This is a genomic window from Pseudomonas sp. NPDC088368 (assembly GCF_044753445.1).
Taxonomy (GTDB): Bacteria; Pseudomonadota; Gammaproteobacteria; order Pseudomonadales; family Pseudomonadaceae; genus Aquipseudomonas; species Aquipseudomonas bambusae.
Genome location: NZ_JBIVNG010000003.1, coordinates 120,985 through 142,913 on the forward strand (window position 1 = coordinate 120,985; position 21,929 = coordinate 142,913).

Genomic DNA, 21,929 nt, shown 5'->3' on the forward strand with positions numbered 1-21,929 from the left:
CGCCGCCGAAAAACAGCGCTTACACCAGATGCAGGCCGGTCAACAGCAGGTCGATCGCCTTGATCCCCACGAACGGCACGAGAATCCCGCCCAGCCCGTAGATCAACAGGTTGCGGCGCAGCAGGTGTGCCGCACTCGCCGCCTGCACTCGCACACCACGCAGGGCCAGCGGAATCAGCACCACGATGATCAGCGCGTTGAACACGATGGCCGACAAAATCGCGCTCTGCGGGCTCGCCAAGCCCATGATGTTGAGCACGCCCAGTTGCGGGTAGATCGCCGCGAACAGCGCGGGCAGGATCGCGAAGTATTTGGCCACGTCGTTGGCGATGGAGAACGTGGTCAGCGCGCCACGGGTGACCAGCAATTCCTTGCCCACTTGCACCACGTCCAGCAGCTTGGTGGGGTCGCTGTCGAGGTCGACCATGTTGGCCGCTTCCCGCGCCGCCTGGGTGCCGTCGTTCATCGCCATGCCGACGTCCGCCTGGGCCAGCGCCGGGGCATCGTTGGCGCCGTCGCCGCACATCGCCACCAGACGCCCGTCGTTCTGTTCCTGACGAATGCGCTCCAGTTTTTTCTCCGGCGTCGCTTCGGCCAGCACGTCGTCCACCCCCGCTTCGGCAGCAATCGCGGCGGCGGTCAGCGGGTTGTCGCCGGTGACCATGACCGTGCGAATGCCCAGTTTGCGCAGCTCGTCGAAACGCTCGCGGATGCCCGGTTTCACCACGTCCTTTAGGTGAATCGCGCCCAGCAACGTGTGATCCACCGATACCAGCAGCGGCGTGCCCCCGGTCTTGGCGATCTTGTCGATCTCCCGGGCCAGGCTTTGCGGCAGGTCGGCGCGGTCACGGCCAATGAATGTCAGCAGCGAATCCACGGCGCCTTTGCGGTACACGCGGCCGCTGAAGTCCACCCCGGACAGCCGCGTTTCAGCGCTGAACGGCACGGCGGTCAACTGGCTCGGCGCAGGCTCGGCCATGGGATTCAGGCCCCGCAAATACTCGACGATGGATTTGCCCTCGGCGGTGTCGTCCGCCAGCGAGGCCAGCAGCGTGCCTTCGCTCAGCTCCTTGCCGCTCACGCCGGGTGCCGCGTACACCGCTGCACAACGGCGGTTACCGAAGGTGATGGTGCCGGTCTTGTCCAGCAGCAACACGTGCACGTCCCCCGCCGCTTCCACGGCCCGACCGGATTTGGCGATGACGTTCAGGCGCACCAGGCGGTCCATCCCCGCGATGCCGATAGCGGACAGCAGGCCGCCGATGGTGGTGGGAATCAGCGTCACCAGCAGCGCCACCAGAAACACCAACGGCAGGCTGCCCCCGGCGAAATGGGCGAAGGGTTGCAGGGTCACGACCACGAGCAGAAAGATCAGGGTCAGGCCGATCAGCAGGATGTCCAGCGCGACTTCGTTGGGGGTTTTCTGGCGTTTGGCGCCTTCCACCAACGCGATCATGCGGTCCAGCGTCGACTCGCCGGGGTTGGCGCTGATGCGCACCAGCAGCCAGTCCGACACCAGTCGGGTGTTGCCGGTGACGGCGGAACGGTCGCCGCCGGACTCGCGAATCACCGGCGCGGATTCCCCGGTGATCGCCGCTTCGTTGACCGCCGCGATGCCTTCGATGACCTCGCCGTCACCGGGGATCAGCTCCCCCGCCTCGACGCGCACCACATCGCCCTTGCGCAACGTGCTCGCGTTGACCGTGATGAACGCGCCGTTTGCTCCTTGCAAACGCGCTTTCAGGCCTTCGCTCCCAGCCTTGAGGCTGTCGGCCCGGGCCTTGCCACGCCCTTCCGCCAAGGCTTCGGCGAAGTTGGCGAACAGCACGGTGAACCACAGCCACACCGCAATCTGCACCGCGACGAAGGTCGGCACGGCCGGGTTGGGGATCAGGCACAGGATGGTGGTGAGGATCGCGGTCAGCTCGACCACCAGCATCACCGGCGCACGTTGCAACTGACGCGGGTCAAGTTTGACGAAGGCCTGAACCAGCGCCGGACGCCACAGGGCGGCGATGGCGGTTTTCGCAGGTTCGGCGGTGTGCTCGGGGTTCTTTGTCACAGGCGCATGCATGTTCATGATTCGGTCCTCAGAAGCCCAGGCTCAAGTGTTCGGCAATCGGTCCCAACGCCAGGGTCGGCAAGAACGTCAGGCCCCCCACCAGCAAAATGGTCACGGTCAACAGGGTGACGAACAGCGGGCCATGGGTCGGGAAGCTGTTCAGGCCAAGGGGCGCGGTCTTTTTCGCCGCCAGACTCCCGGCCAGCGCCAGCACCGGCAGGATGTAACCGAAGCGGCCGATGAACATCGACAGGCTGAGCATCAGGTTGTGGAACAGGGTGTTGGCGCTGAACCCGCCGAACGCCGAGCCATTGTTCGCCGTGGCCGAGGTGTAGGTGTACAGCAGCTGGCTGAAGCCGTGGGCGCCGGGGTTGCTCACCGCCCCCGCAGGACCGGGCAACGACGCCGCCAGCGCACCGAACACCAGCACACCGACGGGCATGACGATCAAAGTCGCCACCAGCAGTTTCACTTCTCGGGCCTGCAATTTCTTGCCGAGGTATTCCGGTGTGCGGCCGATCATCAACCCGGCGAGGAACACCGCGATCAGTACGTTCAACAGCATCCCGTACAACCCCGCGCCGACGCCGCCGAAGATCACTTCCCCGACCATCATGTTGGCCAGGGCGATCATGCCGGCCAGCGGATTGAGGCTGTCGTGCATGCCGTTGACCGAACCGTTTGAGGCCGCCGTCGTCGTGGTCGCCCACAGCACCGTGGCGGTGGTGCCGAAGCGGGTTTCCTTGCCTTCCATCGGCGCGGTCTGCTCCACCGATGCCAGGTTCAGCGTCGGGTTAGGTTGGTATTCGGCCCACAACGCCGTGGCGCCGCCGATCAGGAACAGCACCAGCATGCAGGCCAGAATGGCCCGGCTCTGGCGCAGGTCCTTGACGTAATGGCCGAAGGTGAACACCAGCGCCACCGGGATCAAAATGATCGATGCCATCTCGAACAGGTTGCTCCACGCGGTGGGGTTCTCGAACGGGTGCGCCGAGTTGACGCCGAAGAAGCCGCCGCCGTTGGTGCCCAGTTGCTTGATCGCGATCTGGCTGGCGGCCGGGCCGAGGGGAATTGTCTGGTCGGCGCCTTGCAGCGTCACGGCGTCAACGTAATGGGCGAACGTCTGCGGCACGCCCTGCCAGACCAGAAACAGCGCCAGCACGACGCACAGCGGCAGCAAGCCGTAGAGGGTGGCGCGGGTCATGTCAGTCCAGAAGTTGCCGAGGTGCTGGGTCGAGCGACGGGCGATCCCGCGACAGAACGCGACCAGCACGGCAATGCCCGTGGCGGCGCTGACGAAGTTCTGCACCGTCAGGCCCGCCATCTGGCTCAGGTAGCTCAGGGACGATTCGCCGCTGTAGCTCTGCCAGTTGGTGTTGGTGACAAAACTCATTGCCGTGTTGAACGCCAGCGACCACTCCATCCCCGGCAGGCCTTGCGGATTAAGGGGCAGCGCGCCCTGGAACAGCAAAATCGCGAACAGCACGACAAAGCCCGCCAGGTTGAACGCCAGCAGGGCCAGTGTGTAGGTTTTCCAGTTTTGCTCGACCGTGGGATCGACGCCGGACAGGCGATAACACACACGCTCCACCGGCCCCATCACCGGGCTCAGCCACGTGCGCTTGCCTTCCATGACCTTGTAATAGAAGCGGCCCAACAGCGGCGCGGGCAACAGCACCAGCGCGAAGAACGCCAGAATCAGCAGATAGTCATACCCGTGCATGGCCGTCACTCCTCGACCCGACCGGCACGCAGCAGCGCCACCAGCAAATACACGAACAACCCTGCCGCCAACAGCAGAGACACCCCATCCAGAACGCTCATGAAAAACTCTCCGTCATACGGCGACTGCCGTGTGAGGGAATTGTCGGATCGGAGGGTGTAAAGGAACGAGATCGACGGGGCGCCAAACGCATAAAGAAAGCGTAAAGAGTCATGCTCAGAAGGGATCGAGGCCCGTCAGCAGTGGCTCGTGCGCCGCGCGTGCGGCAGTGAGGCGGGTATGGGGCTTCGCCTTAATGAAATGGCGTTATTGCGCCTTTTTTCGGTAGGCCATCGAATCATCGATCCGCTTCAATATATAGGCCCCGGCCGTCACCGGAGGGTATGACCCGGTGTCCACGCCCAGGTCACAGGGATCGACCACCGCACTGAACGTCGGGTCGTAAAACGTCGCAATCGAATACCGTTCATGCCCGGACTTATTGATGACCCGATGCAATGTCGAGCGGAAGCGGTCGTTGGACCAGCGCGCCAACAGATCCCCCACATTCACCACCAGGCTGCCTTCGATCGGCGTCGCATCGATCCAGCTGTCGGTGGACAGCTCACGCACTTGCAACCCGCCGCTGTTGTCCTGATACAACAACGTGATGCACCCGTAATCGGTGTGCGGCGCGACGCCGAATTGATCGGACTCTGCCATCGGAGGATGCGGCGGGTAATACACCATCTGCGTGCGCTGCAAACGCTTGCCGTATTTCGGCGAAAAGAACTCCGGCTCGATGCCCAGCCCCACCGCCACCGCTCGCAACAAATCCGCCCCTGCCCGACCCATTGCCTCGTAATAGGCGTCCAGCGCCAGGCGCAGTTCCGGCATGAAATCCGGCCACTGGTTCGGCCCGCGCAGCGCCTCCCCCGCCAGGACGCACGGATCGTCTTCCGGCAGCTCCAGCCCCATGCTGAAGAATTCCTTGAAATCCGGCTTGGTCGCCTCGTACATCAACGCCCCGCCTAACGCGTGCCAGCCGCGATGGCGTTTGTTTACCGCCACCTGGCGTTTCACTTCGGGCGAGAAGGCAAAGAAGGTTTTCGCCGCCGCCATCGCCGCATCGATCACCGCTTGCGGCACACCGTGGTTAATGATGTAAAAAAACCCGGTTTCACTACAGGCCTTGCGAATGGCCTCGCCGGCGCGATGCAGCGCGGCCTCGTCGCCTTCGCGGACACCGGCCATGTCGATCAGCGGGAGATTGGCAGTGACAGTCATGGGGGCTCCTGTGAAGGGGGAAATAGGGCTGTATAGACAGGAGGAAGCATTTTGTATGCCGCGCCTCTTTAGACGAATGGGTGCGTCAGATAAGCCCCTTCCCCACGGTCGCAACCTCCAATAGCCCCCCACCGTGAGCGTGTCGTGAATGCACGTCAGGTTTCGCAACGCCCCAGCAACGTGCACGCCGGATTCATTCGGTGCAACTTTTGGTGACATCGCTGTCACTGCCCCACTATCGAACAGCCCTGCCACGGGGTGCATGCTGGCTAATCTCAACTGGCCTGCATCTTGCCTCAGCTGTCTATACAGCTTGTCCAAGGACTCCCATGCGTCGTTATCACACCGGTTCCGATTGCCTGCGCGCGCACAGCATTGCCGAACTGGCCGACATGGCCCGTCGGCGGCTGCCGCATTTCGCGTGGGAATACCTCAACGGCGGCGCTGAAGAAGAGCTGACCCTGGCCCGTAACCGTCAGGCCTTCGCGGACGTCAGCCTGTTGCCGCGCACGCTGGTGCCGTGGAAGACGCCCGACACACGCCGCACCCTGTTCGGCCGCGAACAACCGCTGCCGATGGTGATCGCCCCCACCGGCTACAACGGCATGCTGCACCGCGACGCCGACATTCACCTGGCCCGGGCCGCCACCGAGCGCGGCCTGCCGTTCACCCTCAGCACCGTGTCGACCAGCTCGCTGGAGCAGATTGCCGCGGCCGTCCCGGACGTCAACCTGTGGTTTCAGCTCTACGCCATGAGCGACCCGCAAGTGCAGGAAGACTTGCTCGCACGGGCCGACGCCGTGGGCTGTCGCACGCTGCTGCTGACCACCGACGCCGTGCTGCTGGGCAATCGCGAATGGGACAAACGCAATTTCTCCCGGCCGCGCCAGTTGAGCCTGCGCAACAAGCTCGACGTGCTGCGCCGCCCGCGCTGGGTCCGGCAAACCCTCTGGCCCCACGGCATGCCGAGCATGGCCAACCTCGACCGCTACCTGCCCGCCGATCAGCGCAATGCCGCAGGCGCCGCGCATTTCATCGGCGCAAAGATGGAGAACCAGTTGAGCTGGGACTTCCTCGCCCGCCTGCGCGACCGCTGGCCTCATCGCCTGCTGCTCAAGGGCGTGATGCACCCGCAGGACGCCGAACAAGCCGTGCAGCTGGGGCTGGACGGCATTGTCGTCACCAACCACGGCGGCCGACAGCTGGACGGCGTGCCCGCCAGCCTCGATTGCCTGCCCGCGATTGCGGACGTGGCCAAGGGCAAATTGAGCATTCTGCTCGACAGCGGCATTCGTCGCGGCACCGACATTCTCAAGGCCTGCGCGCTGGGCGCCGATGCCGTGCTGCTGGGCCGCGCCACGTTGTATGGCGTGGCGGTAGGCGGTCAGGCCGGTGCCGGGCATGCGCTGGACCTGCTGAGCCGGGAACTGCACCTGGCCCTGACCCTGCTCGGCCAGCCCGACCTGAATCAATTGCGTGTGAGCCCGAAGGCTGACGCGACCTTTTCCGTGAGTTGACCCCATGAGTGACGTGCAACACACCCTCAAAGCATTACGCGCCGCGTTGGGCGATGCCCAAGTGCTGACCGGTGACGCCATCAGCCCGCGTCACCACACCGACTGGACCCGTCACGCGCCCGCCTGCCCGGCGGCCTTGATCCTGCCCACGGACACCAAGCAAGTCGCCACGGCCCTGCGCATCTGCAACGCGGCGCGCCAATCGGTGGTGCCCCAAGGCGGAATGACCGGCCTGGCGGGCGGCGCGGTCCCGCGTCCCACCGACTTCGCGCTGTCGCTGGATCGCTTGCAAGGCATCGAAGAGATCGACGAAGCGGCGGCCACCGTCACCGTCAAGGCGGGCACCACGCTGCAGTTGATTCAACAGGCGGTGGCCGACGCGGGCTATCTGTTCCCGCTGGATCTGGGTGCGCGGGGTTCGTGCCAGATCGGCGGCAACATCGCGACCAATGCCGGGGGCAACGCGGTGATTCGCTACGGCATGACCCGCGATCTGGTGCTCGGCCTGGAAGTGGTGCTGGCCGACGGTCGCGTGTTGAACCTGATGAACAAGATGATCAAGAACAACTGCGGTTATGACCTGAAACAGTGCTTCATCGGCAGCGAAGGCACCCTTGGGGTGATCACCCGCGCCGTGCTGAAAATGGCGCCGCAACCCGGCCACAGCACCACGCTGTTGTGCGCCCTGCCCGACTACCCCAGCGCCGTCGCCTTTTTGCGTCGTGTGCAGCGCAGCGCCGGGACGCCGCAAGCCTACGAACTGATGTGGCAGGACTTCTACCGCATGGGCGTGTCATGGCTGGAAAACCCCGTCGCGCCGATGCCCGATCATCATCCGCTGTACGTGCTGCTGGAATCATCGGCCAGCGCCGAGGTGCTGGAACAGACGTTGAACGCGGCCCTCGAAGCAGGCGAGGTTGTCGATGCGATCCTCGCCAGCTCGCAGGCCCAGGCCCGCAGCCTGTGGAAGATTCGCGAAGCCACCGGCGAATTCCCGGTGCGCCTCGCGCCGCTGAATTTCGACATTAGCCTGCCCATCGGCCAGATCGGTGAATTCGCCGACCTGTGTCGCCAGCGTCTGGACCTGCGCTGGCCGGGCAATCACAGCGTGTATTTCGGCCACATCGGTGACAGCAACCTGCACCTGACCGTAGACCTGAACAGCCTGCCCCAGCCCGCGCCGGTCTTTGAAATCGAAGACCTGGTGTACCGCGCCGTGGGCCAGTTGGGCGGCGCGGTGTCGGCGGAACATGGCATCGGCCTGCTCAAGCGCGAGTTTCTGCACCACTCCGTGAGCGCCGAAGCGTTGCAAACCATGGCCGAGCTCAAGCGCAGCTTTGACCCCAACGGCATTTTGAATCCGGGAAAAATCTTCGATTAGACGCTGTGCGGGTTGTATAGACCGGTATGGCACGCTAACTGCACATTCACATCACACAACCGTTCCACCTGACCCCGATCACGACGACACAACACTGCATCTGATGAATGAGGAGTGACCCCATGCAACTCGATTCCCGCTTCGGTACACACGTGTTCAGCAAGACAGTCAAAAGCCTGAGCATGGCAGTGGCACTCGCCCTGTTGCCTCTGGCCGCCCACGCCGACCAACTGGCCGACGTGAAGAAAGCCGGTGAGCTGGTGGTCGGTACGGAAATGCAGTTCGCCCCGTTCGACTTTCTCGAAGCAGGCAAACAGCAGGGTCTGAACGCCGAGCTGTTCGCCGAGCTGGGCAAGGAACTGGGGGTCAAGATCAAGTTCCTCGACCTGCCATGGCCAAGCGTGCTGCCGGGCCTGGAAGCGAAGAAATTCGACGTGGTGGCCGGTCCTATCATCGTGACCAAGGCGCGCAAGGAGCGTTACCACTTCGTCTCGCCGATTGCCGAAGCGACCGTGGCGCTGATGGTCGGCGCCAAGGACGACAGCATCAAGAAGCCTGAAGACATCGCGGGCAAGACCGTCGGTGCAGGCAAAGGCTCGGCGCAACTGGAAGAGCTGAAAACCTTCGCCGCGACCCTGCCGGAGAAGGTCACCATTCGCGAATACGTCGACAACAACCAGGCCTACGCCGACCTCGCCGCCAAGCGTATTGTCGCGGTGGCCAACTCGCTGCCAAACATCTCGTTCGTCGCCGCACAGAAAGCCAATCTGTACAAAGTGGTGCAGCCGCCGTTCGGCAAGAAATCCTACTTCGCCTACCTGGGCCGTAAAGACGCCGACGCCGACAGCCTGATCGCCGCGCTCGATGCCGCCGTGAACAAAATGCACGACGACGGCCGCCTGGCTGCCCTGCAAAAGAAATGGCTCGGCGCCGAAATGGACGTGCCGAAGGGTGATTTCGAACCGACCTGGTAAGGCCATAGCCCTCTGAAACATCACGCGGACAACGAGATTGTCCGCGTCCCTGTGGGAGCGAATTCATTCGCGAGACGTAGGTACAGCCGATAGAGATTTTTCGAATGTACCGGCCCATCGCGAATGAATTCGCTCCAACAGAGGGAAACGGGTTCAGCCTGAAAATCAGAGGAGCCTGCGTAAATGAAGGTCTTGTCCCGAAAACCGGTCGCTGCACGATTTACTGTGGGAGCGAATTCATTCGCGAAAAAATCTTCAGGCGCTGGAGATGTATCGCCTGTACTGCCCTTCGCGAATGAATTCGCTCCCACAGGGCATCTCCACAGGGCGTAAACACATCGTTCGAACTTGCACCGATCCACAGCTGGAGTCACACCGTGTTCGATTGGCCCTTGCTGCAACAGAACGCACCTTTATTGCTCGGCGCCCTGTGGGTGACGTTGCAGGTGTCCATCGCCGCGCTGGCGATCGGCTTCGTCATTGGCGTGGTCGTCGGGGCGTTGCGCCTGTCGCCGATTCCCCTGCTCCGCCGTCTGGGCGGGGCCTATATTTTCGTGTTCCGCGGCATTCCGCTGCTGGTGCAACTGCTGTTCATTTATTACTTCCTGCCCCGCGTCGGCCTGCCCAACGTCTCGCCCACCGTGGCCGCCGTGATCGGCCTGTCGCTGGCGGCAGGCGCCTATACCGCTGAAATTCTGCGGGGTGGATTCCTGGCCATTCCGGGCGGCCAACTGGAAGCCGCCGGTTTGCTGGGCCTGAGCGCCAGCCAGATGCTCGTGCGCATCCGCGTGCCCCAGGCCGTGCGCCTGACCCTGCCCGCGCTGGTCAACGAAATGATCCTGCTGATCAAGGCCTCGTCGCTGGTGTCCGTGGTCGGCCTGGCTGACCTGACCCGCACCGCGCAAAACCTCGCCGCCAGCGACTACATGTTCGTCCAGGATTACCTGATGCTCGCGGGCTTCTATTGCCTGATCAACATCCCGCTGGCGTATTTTGGTGGCGTGCTGGAACGCCGGTTGAAGGAGCAAGGCGCATGATCTTCGACCCGAAAATCATCACCGATTACCTGGACGACATTGGTTCGGGTTTTCTGGTCACCCTCGGCACCTGGAGCAGCGGCGTGGTGCTCGGCATCGTACTGGGCATGCTGATCGCCGTCGCGCAAATCTTCGGCAACAACCTGGTGCGCGCGCCACTGCGGGTGTTCATCGAACTGATCCGCAGCACGCCGTTTCTGGTGCAGTTGTTCCTCGTTTATTACGGCGGCCCGTCGTTCGGCCTGAGCCTCGATCCGATCCCGGCGGGCATCCTTGGGCTGGGGGTGTACGGCAGCGTGTACTTCGCCGAAATCTTCCGCTCCGGTTTCGATTCGGTCGCCCGTGGTCAACTGGAAGCAGCGGATTGCCTGGGCATCACCCGCCTGCAATGCATCTGGCGGATTCAGGTGCCGCAGATGCTGGTGATCATCCTTCCGGCGCTGATCAACATGATCACCGTGCTGTGCAAGGAAACCGCCGTGCTGTCGATCATCACCATTCCGGAGCTGACGATGGTCCTGACCGGCATCGGTTCGGAGACCTTCGCCTTCGTCGAAACCCTGCTGATGCTGTGCATCGGCTACCTGATTCTGGTGGAACTGTGCTCGCGGCTGGGCATGTTCCTGGAAAGCCGCGTCGGCCGCTTCATGAACAAACAACCACGATGAACAGCCTCCTGATTCCCAGCGGCGCCGTGTCCGAAAATACACGCGAGAAACAAGGTGAACGCATGAAGACTTCGGCAACCCCACCCGGCGAGCAGCCCACCATTCTGACGCTGAACAAGGTCGGCAAAAGCTTCGGCACCCTGCGCGTGCTCAAGGGCATCGATTTGCAGGTGCAGCGCTCGGAAGTGGTGTGCCTGATCGGCCCGTCCGGCTCCGGCAAGAGCACGCTGTTGCGCAGCATGGCGTTCCTTGAGGAGTACGACGAAGGCTCGATTCACATCGAAGGTCAGTTGCTCGGCTGGCAGGACACTGACAAGGGCCGTCGCCGCGCGCCGCAATCGCAGATCAATCAGGTGCGCCGCAACGTCGGCATGGTGTTCCAGCAGTTCAACCTGTGGCCGCACATGACCGCCATCGGCAACGTCTGCGAGGCCCTGCGCCGGGTGCGTAAATTGTCCGCCGATGAGGCGAACAAACGCGGCATGGCGATGCTGGATAAGGTCGGTCTGGCGCACAAGGCCACGGCCTACCCGGCGCAGTTGTCGGGCGGTCAGCAGCAGCGCGTGGCGATTGCCCGGGCGCTGGCGATGGAGCCGCACATCATGCTGTTCGATGAACCGACCTCGGCGCTGGACCCGGAACTGGTGGGCGAAGTGCTGCAGGTGATGAAAACCCTCGCCAAAGAAGGCATGACCATGGTCGTGGTGACCCACGAAATGGGCTTTGCCGCGCAGGTGGCGGATTCGGTGATCTTCCTCGATCAAGGCGAAGTGGTCGCTCGGGGTACACCGCAGCAGATCTTCCACAACGCCGAACAGCCGAGGTTGCAGCAGTTTTTGCAGAATTATCTGGACCGCAATGCGTTTTGGCAGGATGGCAAAGCGTAGCGCCAAGAGGTCGTGATGGACAAACCCGCCCCACAGGCCCTTTACCGAAAAGCCAAGGATTTCGTGCAGGGCAAGCTGGTGTCCGGGGAATGGAAACCGGGCGACCTGATCCCGTCGGAGAACCGGCTGGTGCTGGAGCTGGGCATGTCGCGCATGACGGTCAACCGGGCGCTGCGCGAGCTGACCGAAGAAGGTCGTCTGCTGCGAATCTCCGGGGTCGGTACGTTCGTCGCCGAGAGCAAACCGCAGTCAAACCTGCTGCACATCACCAACATCGCCGATGAAATCCTCGCCCGGGGCCACCGCTACCGTTGCCAGGTGCTGCACCTGGCGCGGGAATCGGCGTCGATGCCCATCGCATCAGCGCTGTCGTTGCCTACCGGCGCGTCCGTGTTTCATCTGCTGTGCGTGCATTATGAAGACGACGTGGCGGTCCAGCTGGAAGATCGCTACGTCAATCCGCAGACAGCGCCGGAGTTCCTGCAACAGCCGTTTGGCGACACCTTGCAGTCGGCGCGCTACCTGCTGAAAATCATCCAGCCGGACGAAATGGAGCACATCGTCGAGGCCAGCCACCCCTCTCCCGACGAGCTCAAGCACCTGCAAATCGAGGCCGACGAACCCTGCCTGGTGTTGATCCGCCGCACCTGGAACAACGGCCGCGTCGTCACCTACGTGCGCCTCGCTCACCCTTCATCCCGCTATCGCCTCGGCAGTCGCCTGCCCGTGACTGGCGCTTACCGCGACAGCTGACAACCGCTCGGCAGATTCATCGAACGCCTGCAACGCGCTGCCCTCGATATCGATAAGCCCCGGAGAATCCGGTATCAAGAAGAGGTGCATATGGCTACCCAAGATACGCGTCAAACCAACGACCGCAACGACCCGGCCATCGACCCGGACACCCCTGACAATCACATGGGTCAGGACAAGCCACCGGCGTCGGGAGGGTCGCAAAGCCAGAGCAACAACGGCGCGCAAAGCCAGGAGAACAACGGCAACCGTTCAGGCGAGAACAGCTTCACCCCTGACTTCGAGCCGGAAGAGCACGAGTCGCCGGACAAGACCAAGGACGAGAACCAGACCGGGGCTACGGATCGGGATATTGATACCGCTGGCGGTTAAACTGGGTTTCAGGCCCTGTGGGAGCGAATTCATTCGCGAAACGCACGTACAGCCGCAAGCTATGCTTCGGATGTACCCGCCCCTCGCGAATGAATTCGCTCCCACAGGCTTATGCGTCGTGTCTGTCTCCGGTGAATCATCCAATAATCCGCTTCAATTCCTGCGCTCTGTCCATTGCATAGCCCCCTAACAAAGCGGCACCATCACGCTTCTGATTGCGTATGCAGCCCTGCCTGCACTTTTCTCCGGAGCGTTGTCGATAATGGCCCAACCTGTCACTCAAGATGCCCAGCGCGTCAGCGATAAACTCACCTCCCGCGAATTTCGCGGCATGGTGGCGATTTTGCTGTCCATCGCCCTCGCTACCCTCGACACGGCCATCGCCAACACCGCCCTGCCGGCCATTGCCGCCGACCTCAACGCTTCCCCCGCCGCGTCGGTGTGGATCATCAACGCCTATCAACTGGCGGCAGTTGCAACATTGCTGCCCTTTGCGGCCTTGAGCGGGGTGTTGGGCCAGCGCAAGGTGTACCTCGGCGGCCTGATTCTGTTCGTGGTGTCGTCAGCGTTGTGCACCTTTTCATGGTCGTTGCCGACCCTGACCGTGGCCCGCGTGCTGCAAGGCATCGGCGCCAGCGCGATCATGAGCGTCAACGCCGGGCTGATCAGCTCGATCTTCCCCGCCGAACGCCTCGGGCGCGGGCTGGGGATGAACGCGCTGGTGGTCGGCACGTCGTTCTCCATCGGCCCGACCATCGCCTCGCTGGTGTTGTCGGTGGCCCATTGGCCGTGGCTGTTCGCGATCAACTTGCCTATCGGTATTTTCGCGCTGGTGTTCGCCTGGAATTCGTTGCCGGTGACCAAACCCGGCAGCCTGACCTTCGACCGCGTGACGGCGATCCTCAACGTCATCACCTTTGGCGCCCTGATTTTCGCCTTGAGCCAGGCAGCGCAGTTGGGGTCGATGAGCAGCGTGTTGATTGCGCTGGCGATCTTTCTGGTGGGTGGCGCGGCGATGCTCAAACGCGAGGCCGGGCACCCTGCGCCGATGTTTCCGCTGGATTTGTTGAAACGCCCGATGTTCGCTCTCTCGGCGCTGACAGCCTTTTGCTCGTTCGCGACCCAAGGCCTGGCGTTCGTGTCGCTGCCGTTCTTTTTTGAAACCACGCTGGGTCGCGATCCGGTGCAGACCGGGTTTCTGATGACGCCGTGGTCAGTGGTGGTGGCGATGATCGCGCCGTTTGCCGGGCGTATGTCGGACCGATATCCGCCGGGGCTATTGGGTGGGATCGGGCTGGCGATGCTCTGCGTCGGGATGATTTCCCTGGCGACCATGCCGGCCGACGCGAGCGTGATCTCGATCATCGTGCGGATGATTCTGTGCGGCATCGGCTTCGGGTTCTTCCAGGCGCCGAACCAGAAAGCCCTGATGACCAGCGCGCCGAAGGAGCGCTCCAGCGGCGCCAGTGGAACCATTGCCACCGCCCGTTTGATCGGGCAAGCCACCGGCGCGGCGTTGGTGGCGTTGAGTTTCGGCATTTCCAATGCCCATGGGCCAGTGCTGGCGTTGAGCATCGGCGCAGGGTTTGCGGCGGTGGGCAGCATTGCCAGCGGGTTGCGGTTGGTGACTAATAACACGGCGAATCCTCGGGTCTGAGCCCCGATCAGGCAACCGGCACAGAACCTGTGGGAGCGACTTCATGTTGGGCGGCAATCCGACGATGGGCCGGTTCACCCCACCCGTCTCCACCGCCTGAATCCATTCGCGAATAAATTCGCTCCCACAAAGGGCGTGTGGCGTTGTCGATATCCACGGCAGAATCAGGCAATCATCGCGTAGAACTGGGTGAGCGGGTTTCGGTCTGCTGTTCCTACCATGGGGACTTTCTGCAACCGCAACACGCTTCGAGAGGGAAACGTTATGAGTTCGACAAAAACCCTGTTCATCACCGGCGTCAGCACAGGTTTCGGCAAGGCACTGGCCGCTCAGGCATTGGCCGCGGGACACAAGGTCATCGGCACGCTGCGCAATCAGGACGCCATCGAAAGCTTCGAAGCCCGGGCCCCTGGCCGCGCCCACGGCGTGCTGCTGGACGTGACTGAATTCGCCGCCATCGACAGTGTGGTCAACGATGTCGACAAAGCCTTTGGCCCGGTGGACGTGCTGGTCAACAACGCAGGCTACGGCCACGAAGGCGTGTTCGAGGAGTCGACGCTGGAGGAGATGCGTCACCAGTTCGACGTCAACGTGTTCGGCGCCGTGGCGATCACCAAAGCCTTCGTCCCGCTGTTCCGCCAGCGCCGCAGCGGGCACATCATCAACATCACGTCCATGGGCGGCTTCATCACCATGCCGGGGATCTCGTTCTACCACGGCAGCAAGTTCGCGCTGGAAGGCATTTCCGAGACGCTGGGCAAGGAATTGAAGCCGTTCAACGTGTTCGTGACGGCGGTCGCACCGGGCGGTTTCCGCACCGACTGGGCCGGTCGCTCGATGCAGCGCTCGCCACGGCAGATCGCCGATTACGATGAGTCCTTCAACCCGATCCGCAAGGCCCGGGAAGAGCGCAGCGGCAAACAACCGGGTGATCCGGTCAAGGCCGCGAACGCGATCCTGACGCTGATCGCCAGCGACGCCCCGCCCGCGCATTTGTTGCTGGGCAGCGATGCGTTGAAGCTGGTGCGGGACAAGTTGGCGCAACTGGAAGCCGAGATTGCCGCGTGGGAAGACGTGACGCGTTCGACGGATATTTGAGACCGTGGGGGGTGGGGGCAGCCCGAACGCGTGGCTGTCCCCGATCCTCTGTAGGAGCGAATTCAGGCTGGCCAAAACATCCCGACTGCCCTCGATTTTCTGTGGGAGCGAATTTATTCGCGAAGGGATCGTTCAGCCACCGCATCTCCGTCGTCTGCCCCATCATTCGCGAATGAATTCGCTCCCACAGAAATCGGCAGGCATCCATTCTGCCGCGCATTGCGATGTTTCACCGGGCAGCTCTCGCAGTACGCCAACCCACCGACGAGATATCGCACGCAGCACACCCGCCGCTGGCGCTTCAATTCGGTTTGCCCCTCGACCTGCAGATAACGCACCGGCTGGTACAGCGGATTGCGTCGCCCATCGGGCAGGGTCTTGGCGTTGAGCACGTCACGCCCATGACGCAGTTCGGCGTGAGGCACCTCCCCCGCCAGCACGCCCAGCAACCAATCAAAATAATTGCCCGCGTTGCTCCACAGCACATGGGGCGACAGGCGTATGCGACTCGTCACGCCCTCGATGAAGGGGCGCAGGTGATGCTCGATCAGGTCGTCGAAACGCTCAAATCCATCGGCAGGTTCAGGTGACCATCGCCGACCGGAATCGGGGAGTTTGAACCCCCGCGGCATGCCCTGCCCGTCCAGCATCAGCTGCAAGTCAGCGAAGTCCAGCGGCAGCCGGTGGTCAAGAATCAGCGAGGCCGCCGCCACCGGCGGGATCAGTTTGACGCAGTAATGCTTGGTCCAGATCGAGGCCAGGCCGCGTCGGTCGCTGTCGGGGTATTGCTCGCCGAAACGGGTCAGGGTGTCGTCGAATGCACCCGACGTGAAGAAGGTGCGCAGCGGCACGCTTGGGCGTGGATCGTCGTCGAGCACAAGGACGTCGCGGTAGTGCGCGAAATCGCCAATGAACAACGGCGTCAGCGCGGGGATCACTGCACGAATCACCGGGCCGACGCCGTTTTTTCCAGCAAGATGTTAATGAGGCTGACGCCGCGCCAACACCAGCAATCCCTGCTCCAACGCCGGGAACAGGCTGTTGTTGAAGTTGTTCCAGCGCAGTTCGAGGATGGTGTCGTCCGGCGCAATCGGCGTGTCGAGCACGTCAAAAATCACCTCGCCCGAATCGATGCCGTTGTCCACGTAATGGAACGAGGCGCCGGTCATGTCCACCACCGGGATGTCGACGGTTTCGCGGGTTTGCCAGTCAATGACTTTCTTGCCCTGCGCGCCGTACAGCGCGTCGAGGGTGGCGTAGGCGCCGCGACGTTCATAGGGCGATTCCAGGCGGGTGATGCCCGGGTGGATATTGACGATGCGACGATGGAAATCCGCGTCGGGACGCACCAGTTCGTCGAGGATCACCAGCAGCCCGTCGAGGACCACGACCTCGGCTTTCAGGGCGTGCAAACGCTCCCCTAGGCGTCGCTCGAAATCCGATTTTCCCGCTGGACGCTGGCTGTCGCCCAACGGCAAGGCACGGTAGGTCGAGGGGACGTTTTCCAGCAAGTCGTTGACCGGACGGCCCTGCACCTTGAGGTCTGCCGGGTAGAACCAATGCGCCCCCTGTCCCGGCGCGAAGCCGTAGTCCTTGATGTTCTCGCGGTCCCGCGCCGACTCGGGGTTGTCGTCGCAGATGATGCCTTCCAGCGAGTAATGATCGCCCAGTGGCGTGTCGTTGAGCGCCTGCACCAGATACTCCAGCGGCGACTTCATGTAGCGTTGTTCGCCGTGGTAATCGACGTATTGACCGGCTTTGTCAGCCGCGCCATTGCGCAGCGACCAGACGTACACCAGTTTGATTTTTTGCATGGGTTTCGAACTCATGGGGTGTTAAGCAGCGCGTCGCCATTGACGCCTTCGGCCATCGCAACGACCACTTTTCGCTCGCCGCTGAAGGGCTTGCGCGAGTGGGCAGTGAGCATGTTGTCGAGCATCAGCACGTCGCCGGTGTGCCAGGGGAAGACCACTTCGCACTCGCCGAGCACGCCGCGAATTTCCGCCAGCGCGTCGTCTTCCAGCGGGCTGCCGTCGCCGTAATAGACATTGCGGGGCAGGCCTTCCTCGCCGACGGTGTCCAGCAGGATTTCCTGCATTTCCGGGTCGAGGTTGGAGAGGTGGAACAGGTGCGCCTGGTTGAACCAGACCCAGTCCTTCGTGCGCGGATGTTGGGCAACGCCCTGGACGCGTTGTCGGGTGCGCAGGTCGCCGTCTTCGTTCCAGTCGCACTGAATGCCGCGCTTGCGACAGTAATCCTCGACCTCGCTGTGGCGCTCGGTGTTGAACACCTGTTGCCAGGTCAGGTCGAGGCCGTTGCCGTAGTTGCGCACGTACATCAGGCGCTTCTCTTCAAAGCGCTTGCGCAGGGCCGGGTTGATGCGACGGAACACCTCGCGGCTGTCGGCAATCGGCGTTTCGCCTCCGCTGGCGGCGGCCTTGGCGCAGTAGAACCAGATGCGCATCGGCCACTCGTTGGTGTAAGCCTGTTCGTTGTGCAGCGGGATCGAGCGGTGCGCCGGGTATTCGGTGGAGGTGTAGACCCCTTTCCCGTCCACCTGACTGCGCGGGGTGGAGCCAAACTCATAGTTGAGCAGCGGATGGCCGAACGCGGCGGCGAAACGCTGGAAGCCGTCGACGCCTTCACTGTTGAACCCGCTGAACAGAATGGCGCCGTCGCGTTCGAGCAACCGGTCAACCACGCCGCGCAGGGATTCGAATTCGGCGGCCAGGGTCGCGCCGGTCTGGCCGGGGTAGACCCGCAGTGGGAAGCCGGTTTCGACGTGGAGGGTGTGTGGCGTGAGCATGCTCATGTTCATGGGCAAGACGCTCCAGGGCAGCAGTTCAAAAAAGGGGGTGAATCAGGCCATGGCCTTGCGCAGGCTCAGGGGCCGCATGTCGGTCCAAGTGGTTTCGATGTAGTTGAGGCAGGTCTGTTTGTCGCCTTCGACGCCGACGCTTTTCCAGCCTTCGGGGATGGCTTTGTAGTCGGGCCAGATGGAGTACTGTTCTTCGTGGTTGATGACTACGCGGAATTGGGTGTTTTCGCCGTCAAAGCTCATGGGGTTGCCTCTTCGTGATGAGTGGCCGCGTGTGATGCGGGTTTATCTAGAAGACGAATGAGGGGGGCGGATGATTAGTGTTTTTTCTTGAAGCGGGTCAGCGGTGGCGCATCGTTACGTGTGTTTATCCATTGCTGCGGTAACGGCTGCTTAGGGTTCCGCCCTTACGGCGGGTCACTTTTGGCAAAAACGCCCCAAAAGTAACCAAAAACGCTTTGCTCCTGGTTTGGCTTCGACTTCGTCGAAGTTCCCTCACTCCGGCGATGCTCCGTGGGCCCGCGCCGAACGGACATCCATGTCCTTGCGGCGCTCTCGCGGCATCCATGCCGCTCGACCCACTCCGCATCGCCTGCGTTCGGCCTGCACCCAAGTCGCGTTCGGCGGTGTCTGGAATTTCTCGGTACAAAAGCCAAAGCCAAAGCCAAAGCCAAAGCCAACATCGCGATTTGAGGTGGACATTGTTCTTTCTGCTGGCCCGATTTCACGGCTTATCAGGATCTCGCTTCTGCCGAAGGCGTGGGAGCTGGCTTGCCTGCGATCTGACGCGCAGCGGCAGTAAAGCCAGAGACCTCGGTTATGTCAGAAACCCCCCGCGTACAGGGTTTGAGGGTTTGCTACTGCTCCGCAGCAGATCGCAGGCAAGCCAGCTCCCACGCCTTCGGCAGAAGCACGATCCCGACACCAAGTCAAATACGGTTAGCTCCAAGGAGGACATGCACATCGAACCGCTACATCGGGTGTTGCTCTTGCTCTTCAATCGCGACAGCCCAGACACCGCCGAACGCGACTTGGGCGCAGGCCGAACGCAGGTGGCGCGGAGTGGGTCGAGCGGCATGGATGCCGCGAGAGCCGCGCTGGGCCATGGATGGCCCTTCGCGGCGGGCCCACGGAGCGTCGCCGAAGTGAGGGAACCCGAGGAACGAGGGCCTAGCCAGGAGCCTGAGCGCTTTGGTTACTTTCGCGCTTTTCGAAAGTGACCCGCCGGGGGGCGGAAAGGTGAAGGTGGGCCGCCACCAAAATTGGAAATGGACTAATAACGAAGCGCCACAAAAAACAAAAAGGGCAGTCACGTCACCCGTGCCTGCCCTTCTCTTCAACCGCCAATTCTTACCAGCGGAACGCCACCGTACCCAGCACGGTACGCTCTTCGCCCCAATAGCAACGACCAGCGTTGTTACACCCGCTGACATACTCCTTGTCAAACAGGTTCTTCGCGTTCACATCCACCGACCAATGCTTGTCGATGTCATACCCGACCAACGCATCCACCAGCGTCACATCGCCCGTCTTCAACTTGCCGTACAACGTCGGCGCGGTGTACGCGAAGGTGTTGTCGAAATACCGCACACCACCGCCTACACGGAAGCCGCTCAGCGGACCGTCGAGGAAGCGATAGGTCGCCCAGCCCGACGCCTGGTTACGCGGAATACCGGTCAACTGGTGATCCTCGAACAACGACCCCGGCGCATCCTTGGTCACCCGTGCATCGGTGTAGGTGTACGACGCCGTCAGGCTCAGGTTCTGGGTGATGTCGCTGTTGGCTTCCAGCTCGATGCCCTTGGACTTGCTCTCGCCCACCTGCTGGCTGAAACCGTTGGACCCGGCCACGACGTCGTCGGTCTTGGTGAGTTCGAACACCGCTGCGCTGAACGTAGTGTTCCAGCCTTTCGGCTCGATTTTCACACCGGCTTCGTATTGATGGCTGAGGATCGGGTGCAGCAAATCACCATTCGGCTGCGACGACTGCTGCACCGGAGTGAAGGCCGTCGAATAGCTGACGTACGGCGAGATGCCGTTTTCGAACTGGTACATCAGGCCGGTCTGCCAGCTGAAACGGTGATCCCAGCCGTCCAGATCCGCCACGCCGCTGGTGGTACCGGCGCGGTTGCGGTATTTGCTGTTCACGAAGTCCTGGCGACCGCCGAGCAGGAAGATCCAGTTGTCGTACTTGCTCTGCAACTGGCTGTACAAACCGTACATCTGCTGGTCGAGCTGCGAGTTCTGGATCGTCGCGAGCATCCGTGGATTGCCCGCCGGGAACACCGGGTTGAAGGCGTTGAACGTACCACCGTTGCCCGCCGCCCAATCCTGGTTGAACGAGGTGCGGTCGTAGCTCGCGCCCAGCAGCACGGTGTTGTCCAGCGCGCCGGAGGTGAAGTGGCCTTCGATCTGGTTGTCGACCGAGTAGGCGATGGATTTGTTGTCGCGGTCGTACGCGGTGCTGGTCAACGTGCTGCCGAAGCCGCCGTTGTTCAGGTTGTTCGGCCAAGTCTCGTGGCGGTCGATGCGCGATTCCATGTAGCGCGAGTTCTGGCGGAACTGCCAGTTCTCGTTCAACTGGTGGCTGAACTCGTAGCCCAGGGTCCAGCTTTCACGCTCGAAATCGTCCCAGTTCGGGTTGCCGTTGAATTGGCTCTTGCCGATCTTGCCGTTGGGGTTGTTCAGCAGCGTGCCCGCCGCCGGGTAGCCCAGTTCCAGTTTGGTGCGATCGCGCTGGTAGGAAGACAGCAGGGTCAGCGCGGTGTCTTCGTCGAAGTTGAAGGTCATCGACGGCGCGATGTAAATGCGGTCGTCCGGCACGGAATCGACCTGGGTGTCGGCGTTGCGGCCGAGCATGACCACACGGCCCAGAATGCGGTTGTCGTCGGTCAGCGGGCCGGAGACGTCCAGGCTGAGTTGACGACGGTTGTTGCTGCCGTAGGTGAACTTGGCTTCGCCTTGCGCGACTTCGGTCGGGCGCTTGCTGACCAGGTTGACCAGACCGCCCGGCGCGTTTTCGCCGTAGAGGATCGAGCTCGGGCCACGGAACACTTCGGTACGTTCCAGACCATACGGCTCGGTGGTGGTGTCGTAGCGGTTGCCTTGCAAACGCAGGCCGTCCTTGAGCAGGCCGTAGCCGTAGTCGGTGGCGTTGTAGCCGCGAATGGAGAACAGGTCACCGGCCAGGCCGTCGCCGACCGCGAACGGTGGCGCGAAAATGCCCGGCACGTAGCCGAGGATGTCGGTCAGGGTTTGGGACGCCTGATCCTGCATGCGCTGACGTGTCACGACCGATACAGAACGCGGCGTTTCCGATAATGGCGTGCTGGTCTTGGTGCCCGCCGTGCTGTTTTTCGCCTGGTAGCCTACGTCCGTTTCAGCCACCGGGGCTTCGCCTGACACCACCGAATTCTGCAATTGAATGGTGGCGCCTTTCGCCGGTTTCGCAGGGGCATCGTCGGCCCATGCCAGACCGTGGCACGCGACTGTTGCAACCAGCGCTGCCAGGGCTTTCACCTTGAATTGATTATTGTTGTTGCTGACCATCCGAACTCCCCCTCCCTTGAAGAAACACGGGGCCTCTGGCCCCAAATTTTGACCGCATATGTCAAAAAAGCGTGAAAATGTAACAGAGAAACGTTCTCATTACTATTGCTATTCATTACCGAATGCGAAGCGCAGTCCCTTGTCACTTCGCGGATACAGGGGTGGGT

Annotated in this window: 20 protein-coding genes; 10 read left to right on the top strand and 10 right to left on the bottom strand. The window is 62.3% G+C overall.

The features are described from left to right. Positions 1 to 19: 19 nt before the first annotated feature. From kdpB to ACIQAL_RS07040, 4 genes are all read right to left on the bottom strand, one after another. Positions 20 to 2,080, bottom strand: coding sequence for a potassium-transporting ATPase subunit KdpB (kdpB, locus tag ACIQAL_RS07025; RefSeq protein WP_401143989.1), 2,061 nt, complete (start codon positions 2,078 to 2,080; stop codon positions 20 to 22). Positions 2,081 to 2,090: 10 nt separating this feature from the next. After that, positions 2,091 to 3,785, bottom strand: coding sequence for a potassium-transporting ATPase subunit KdpA (gene kdpA, locus ACIQAL_RS07030; RefSeq protein WP_401143991.1), 1,695 nt, complete (start codon positions 3,783 to 3,785; stop codon positions 2,091 to 2,093). Positions 3,786 to 3,790: 5 nt separating this feature from the next. Next, the gene (gene kdpF / locus ACIQAL_RS07035) at positions 3,791 to 3,886 is read right to left on the bottom strand and encodes a K(+)-transporting ATPase subunit F (protein ID WP_037009437.1); all 96 of its coding nucleotides are present in this window, start codon (positions 3,884 to 3,886) and stop codon (positions 3,791 to 3,793) included. Between the two features lie 205 nt (positions 3,887 to 4,091). Next, positions 4,092 to 5,051 (bottom strand): isopenicillin N synthase family dioxygenase, encoded by a 960-nt coding sequence (locus tag ACIQAL_RS07040; protein WP_401143994.1) that lies wholly within the window; start codon positions 5,049 to 5,051, stop codon positions 4,092 to 4,094. Positions 5,052 to 5,380: 329 nt separating this feature from the next. Here ACIQAL_RS07040 and ACIQAL_RS07045 point away from each other — a divergent pair, with 329 nt between their 5' ends. The 10 genes from ACIQAL_RS07045 (at position 5,381) to ACIQAL_RS07090 (ending at position 15,395) form a co-directional block, all read left to right on the top strand. Continuing rightward, positions 5,381 to 6,568, top strand: coding sequence for an alpha-hydroxy acid oxidase (locus ACIQAL_RS07045; protein ID WP_401143996.1), 1,188 nt, complete (start codon positions 5,381 to 5,383; stop codon positions 6,566 to 6,568). Positions 6,569 to 6,572: 4 nt separating this feature from the next. Further along, complete coding sequence (locus ACIQAL_RS07050; protein ID WP_401143997.1) at positions 6,573 to 7,949, top strand: FAD-binding oxidoreductase; 1,377 nt, start codon at positions 6,573 to 6,575, stop codon at positions 7,947 to 7,949. Between the two features lie 122 nt (positions 7,950 to 8,071). Continuing rightward, complete coding sequence (locus ACIQAL_RS07055) at positions 8,072 to 8,923, top strand: transporter substrate-binding domain-containing protein (RefSeq protein ID WP_401143999.1); 852 nt, start codon at positions 8,072 to 8,074, stop codon at positions 8,921 to 8,923. Between the two features lie 377 nt (positions 8,924 to 9,300). Further along, positions 9,301 to 9,960, top strand: coding sequence for an amino acid ABC transporter permease (locus ACIQAL_RS07060; RefSeq protein ID WP_401144001.1), 660 nt, complete (start codon positions 9,301 to 9,303; stop codon positions 9,958 to 9,960). Continuing rightward, positions 9,957 to 10,628, top strand: coding sequence for an amino acid ABC transporter permease (locus ACIQAL_RS07065; RefSeq protein ID WP_401144003.1), 672 nt, complete (start codon positions 9,957 to 9,959; stop codon positions 10,626 to 10,628). The genes ACIQAL_RS07060 and ACIQAL_RS07065 overlap by 4 nt, the downstream gene beginning before the upstream one ends. 62 nt (positions 10,629 to 10,690) lie before the next feature. Beyond that, positions 10,691 to 11,515, top strand: a complete 825-nt coding sequence (locus ACIQAL_RS07070; protein WP_401144004.1) for an amino acid ABC transporter ATP-binding protein — start codon at positions 10,691 to 10,693, stop codon at positions 11,513 to 11,515. Positions 11,516 to 11,530: 15 nt separating this feature from the next. Next, positions 11,531 to 12,268 carry a histidine utilization repressor gene (gene hutC, locus ACIQAL_RS07075; RefSeq protein WP_401144005.1) on the top strand — a complete coding sequence of 246 codons (738 nt, stop codon included), beginning with the start codon at positions 11,531 to 11,533 and terminating at the stop codon, positions 12,266 to 12,268. A 90-nt stretch (positions 12,269 to 12,358) separates the two neighbouring features. After that, a complete protein-coding gene (locus tag ACIQAL_RS07080; protein ID WP_401144007.1) occupies positions 12,359 to 12,640 on the top strand; it encodes a hypothetical protein in 282 nt (93 codons plus the stop codon). 331 nt (positions 12,641 to 12,971) lie between these two features. Continuing rightward, entirely contained in the window at positions 12,972 to 14,297 is a 1,326-nt protein-coding gene (locus tag ACIQAL_RS07085) for an MFS transporter (RefSeq protein WP_401144531.1), read from the top strand. A gap of 264 nt (positions 14,298 to 14,561) precedes the next feature. Next, entirely contained in the window at positions 14,562 to 15,395 is an 834-nt protein-coding gene (locus ACIQAL_RS07090) for an oxidoreductase (RefSeq protein WP_401144009.1), read from the top strand. Between the two features lie 113 nt (positions 15,396 to 15,508). Here the strand turns inward: ACIQAL_RS07090 and fhuF are convergent, their stop codons facing one another. The 6 genes from fhuF to ACIQAL_RS07120 form a co-directional block, all read right to left on the bottom strand. Further along, positions 15,509 to 16,345, bottom strand: coding sequence for a siderophore-iron reductase FhuF (gene fhuF / locus ACIQAL_RS07095; RefSeq protein ID WP_401144011.1), 837 nt, complete (start codon positions 16,343 to 16,345; stop codon positions 15,509 to 15,511). Positions 16,346 to 16,375: 30 nt separating this feature from the next. Continuing rightward, complete coding sequence (locus ACIQAL_RS07100) at positions 16,376 to 17,209, bottom strand: formyltransferase family protein (protein ID WP_401144013.1); 834 nt, start codon at positions 17,207 to 17,209, stop codon at positions 16,376 to 16,378. Between the two features lie 11 nt (positions 17,210 to 17,220). After that, on the bottom strand, positions 17,221 to 18,207 hold the full coding sequence (locus ACIQAL_RS07105) for a TauD/TfdA family dioxygenase (protein WP_401144533.1): 987 nt from the start codon (positions 18,205 to 18,207) through the stop codon (positions 17,221 to 17,223). A 48-nt stretch (positions 18,208 to 18,255) separates the two neighbouring features. After that, entirely contained in the window at positions 18,256 to 18,456 is a 201-nt protein-coding gene (locus ACIQAL_RS07110; RefSeq protein WP_081569556.1) for an MbtH family NRPS accessory protein, read from the bottom strand. Positions 18,457 to 19,184: 728 nt separating this feature from the next. Further along, positions 19,185 to 19,319 carry a hypothetical protein gene (locus ACIQAL_RS07115; RefSeq protein WP_401144014.1) on the bottom strand — a complete coding sequence of 45 codons (135 nt, stop codon included), beginning with the start codon at positions 19,317 to 19,319 and terminating at the stop codon, positions 19,185 to 19,187. 244 nt (positions 19,320 to 19,563) lie between these two features. Beyond that, entirely contained in the window at positions 19,564 to 21,762 is a 2,199-nt protein-coding gene (locus ACIQAL_RS07120; protein ID WP_401144016.1) for a TonB-dependent siderophore receptor, read from the bottom strand. Positions 21,763 to 21,929 lie beyond the last annotated feature (167 nt).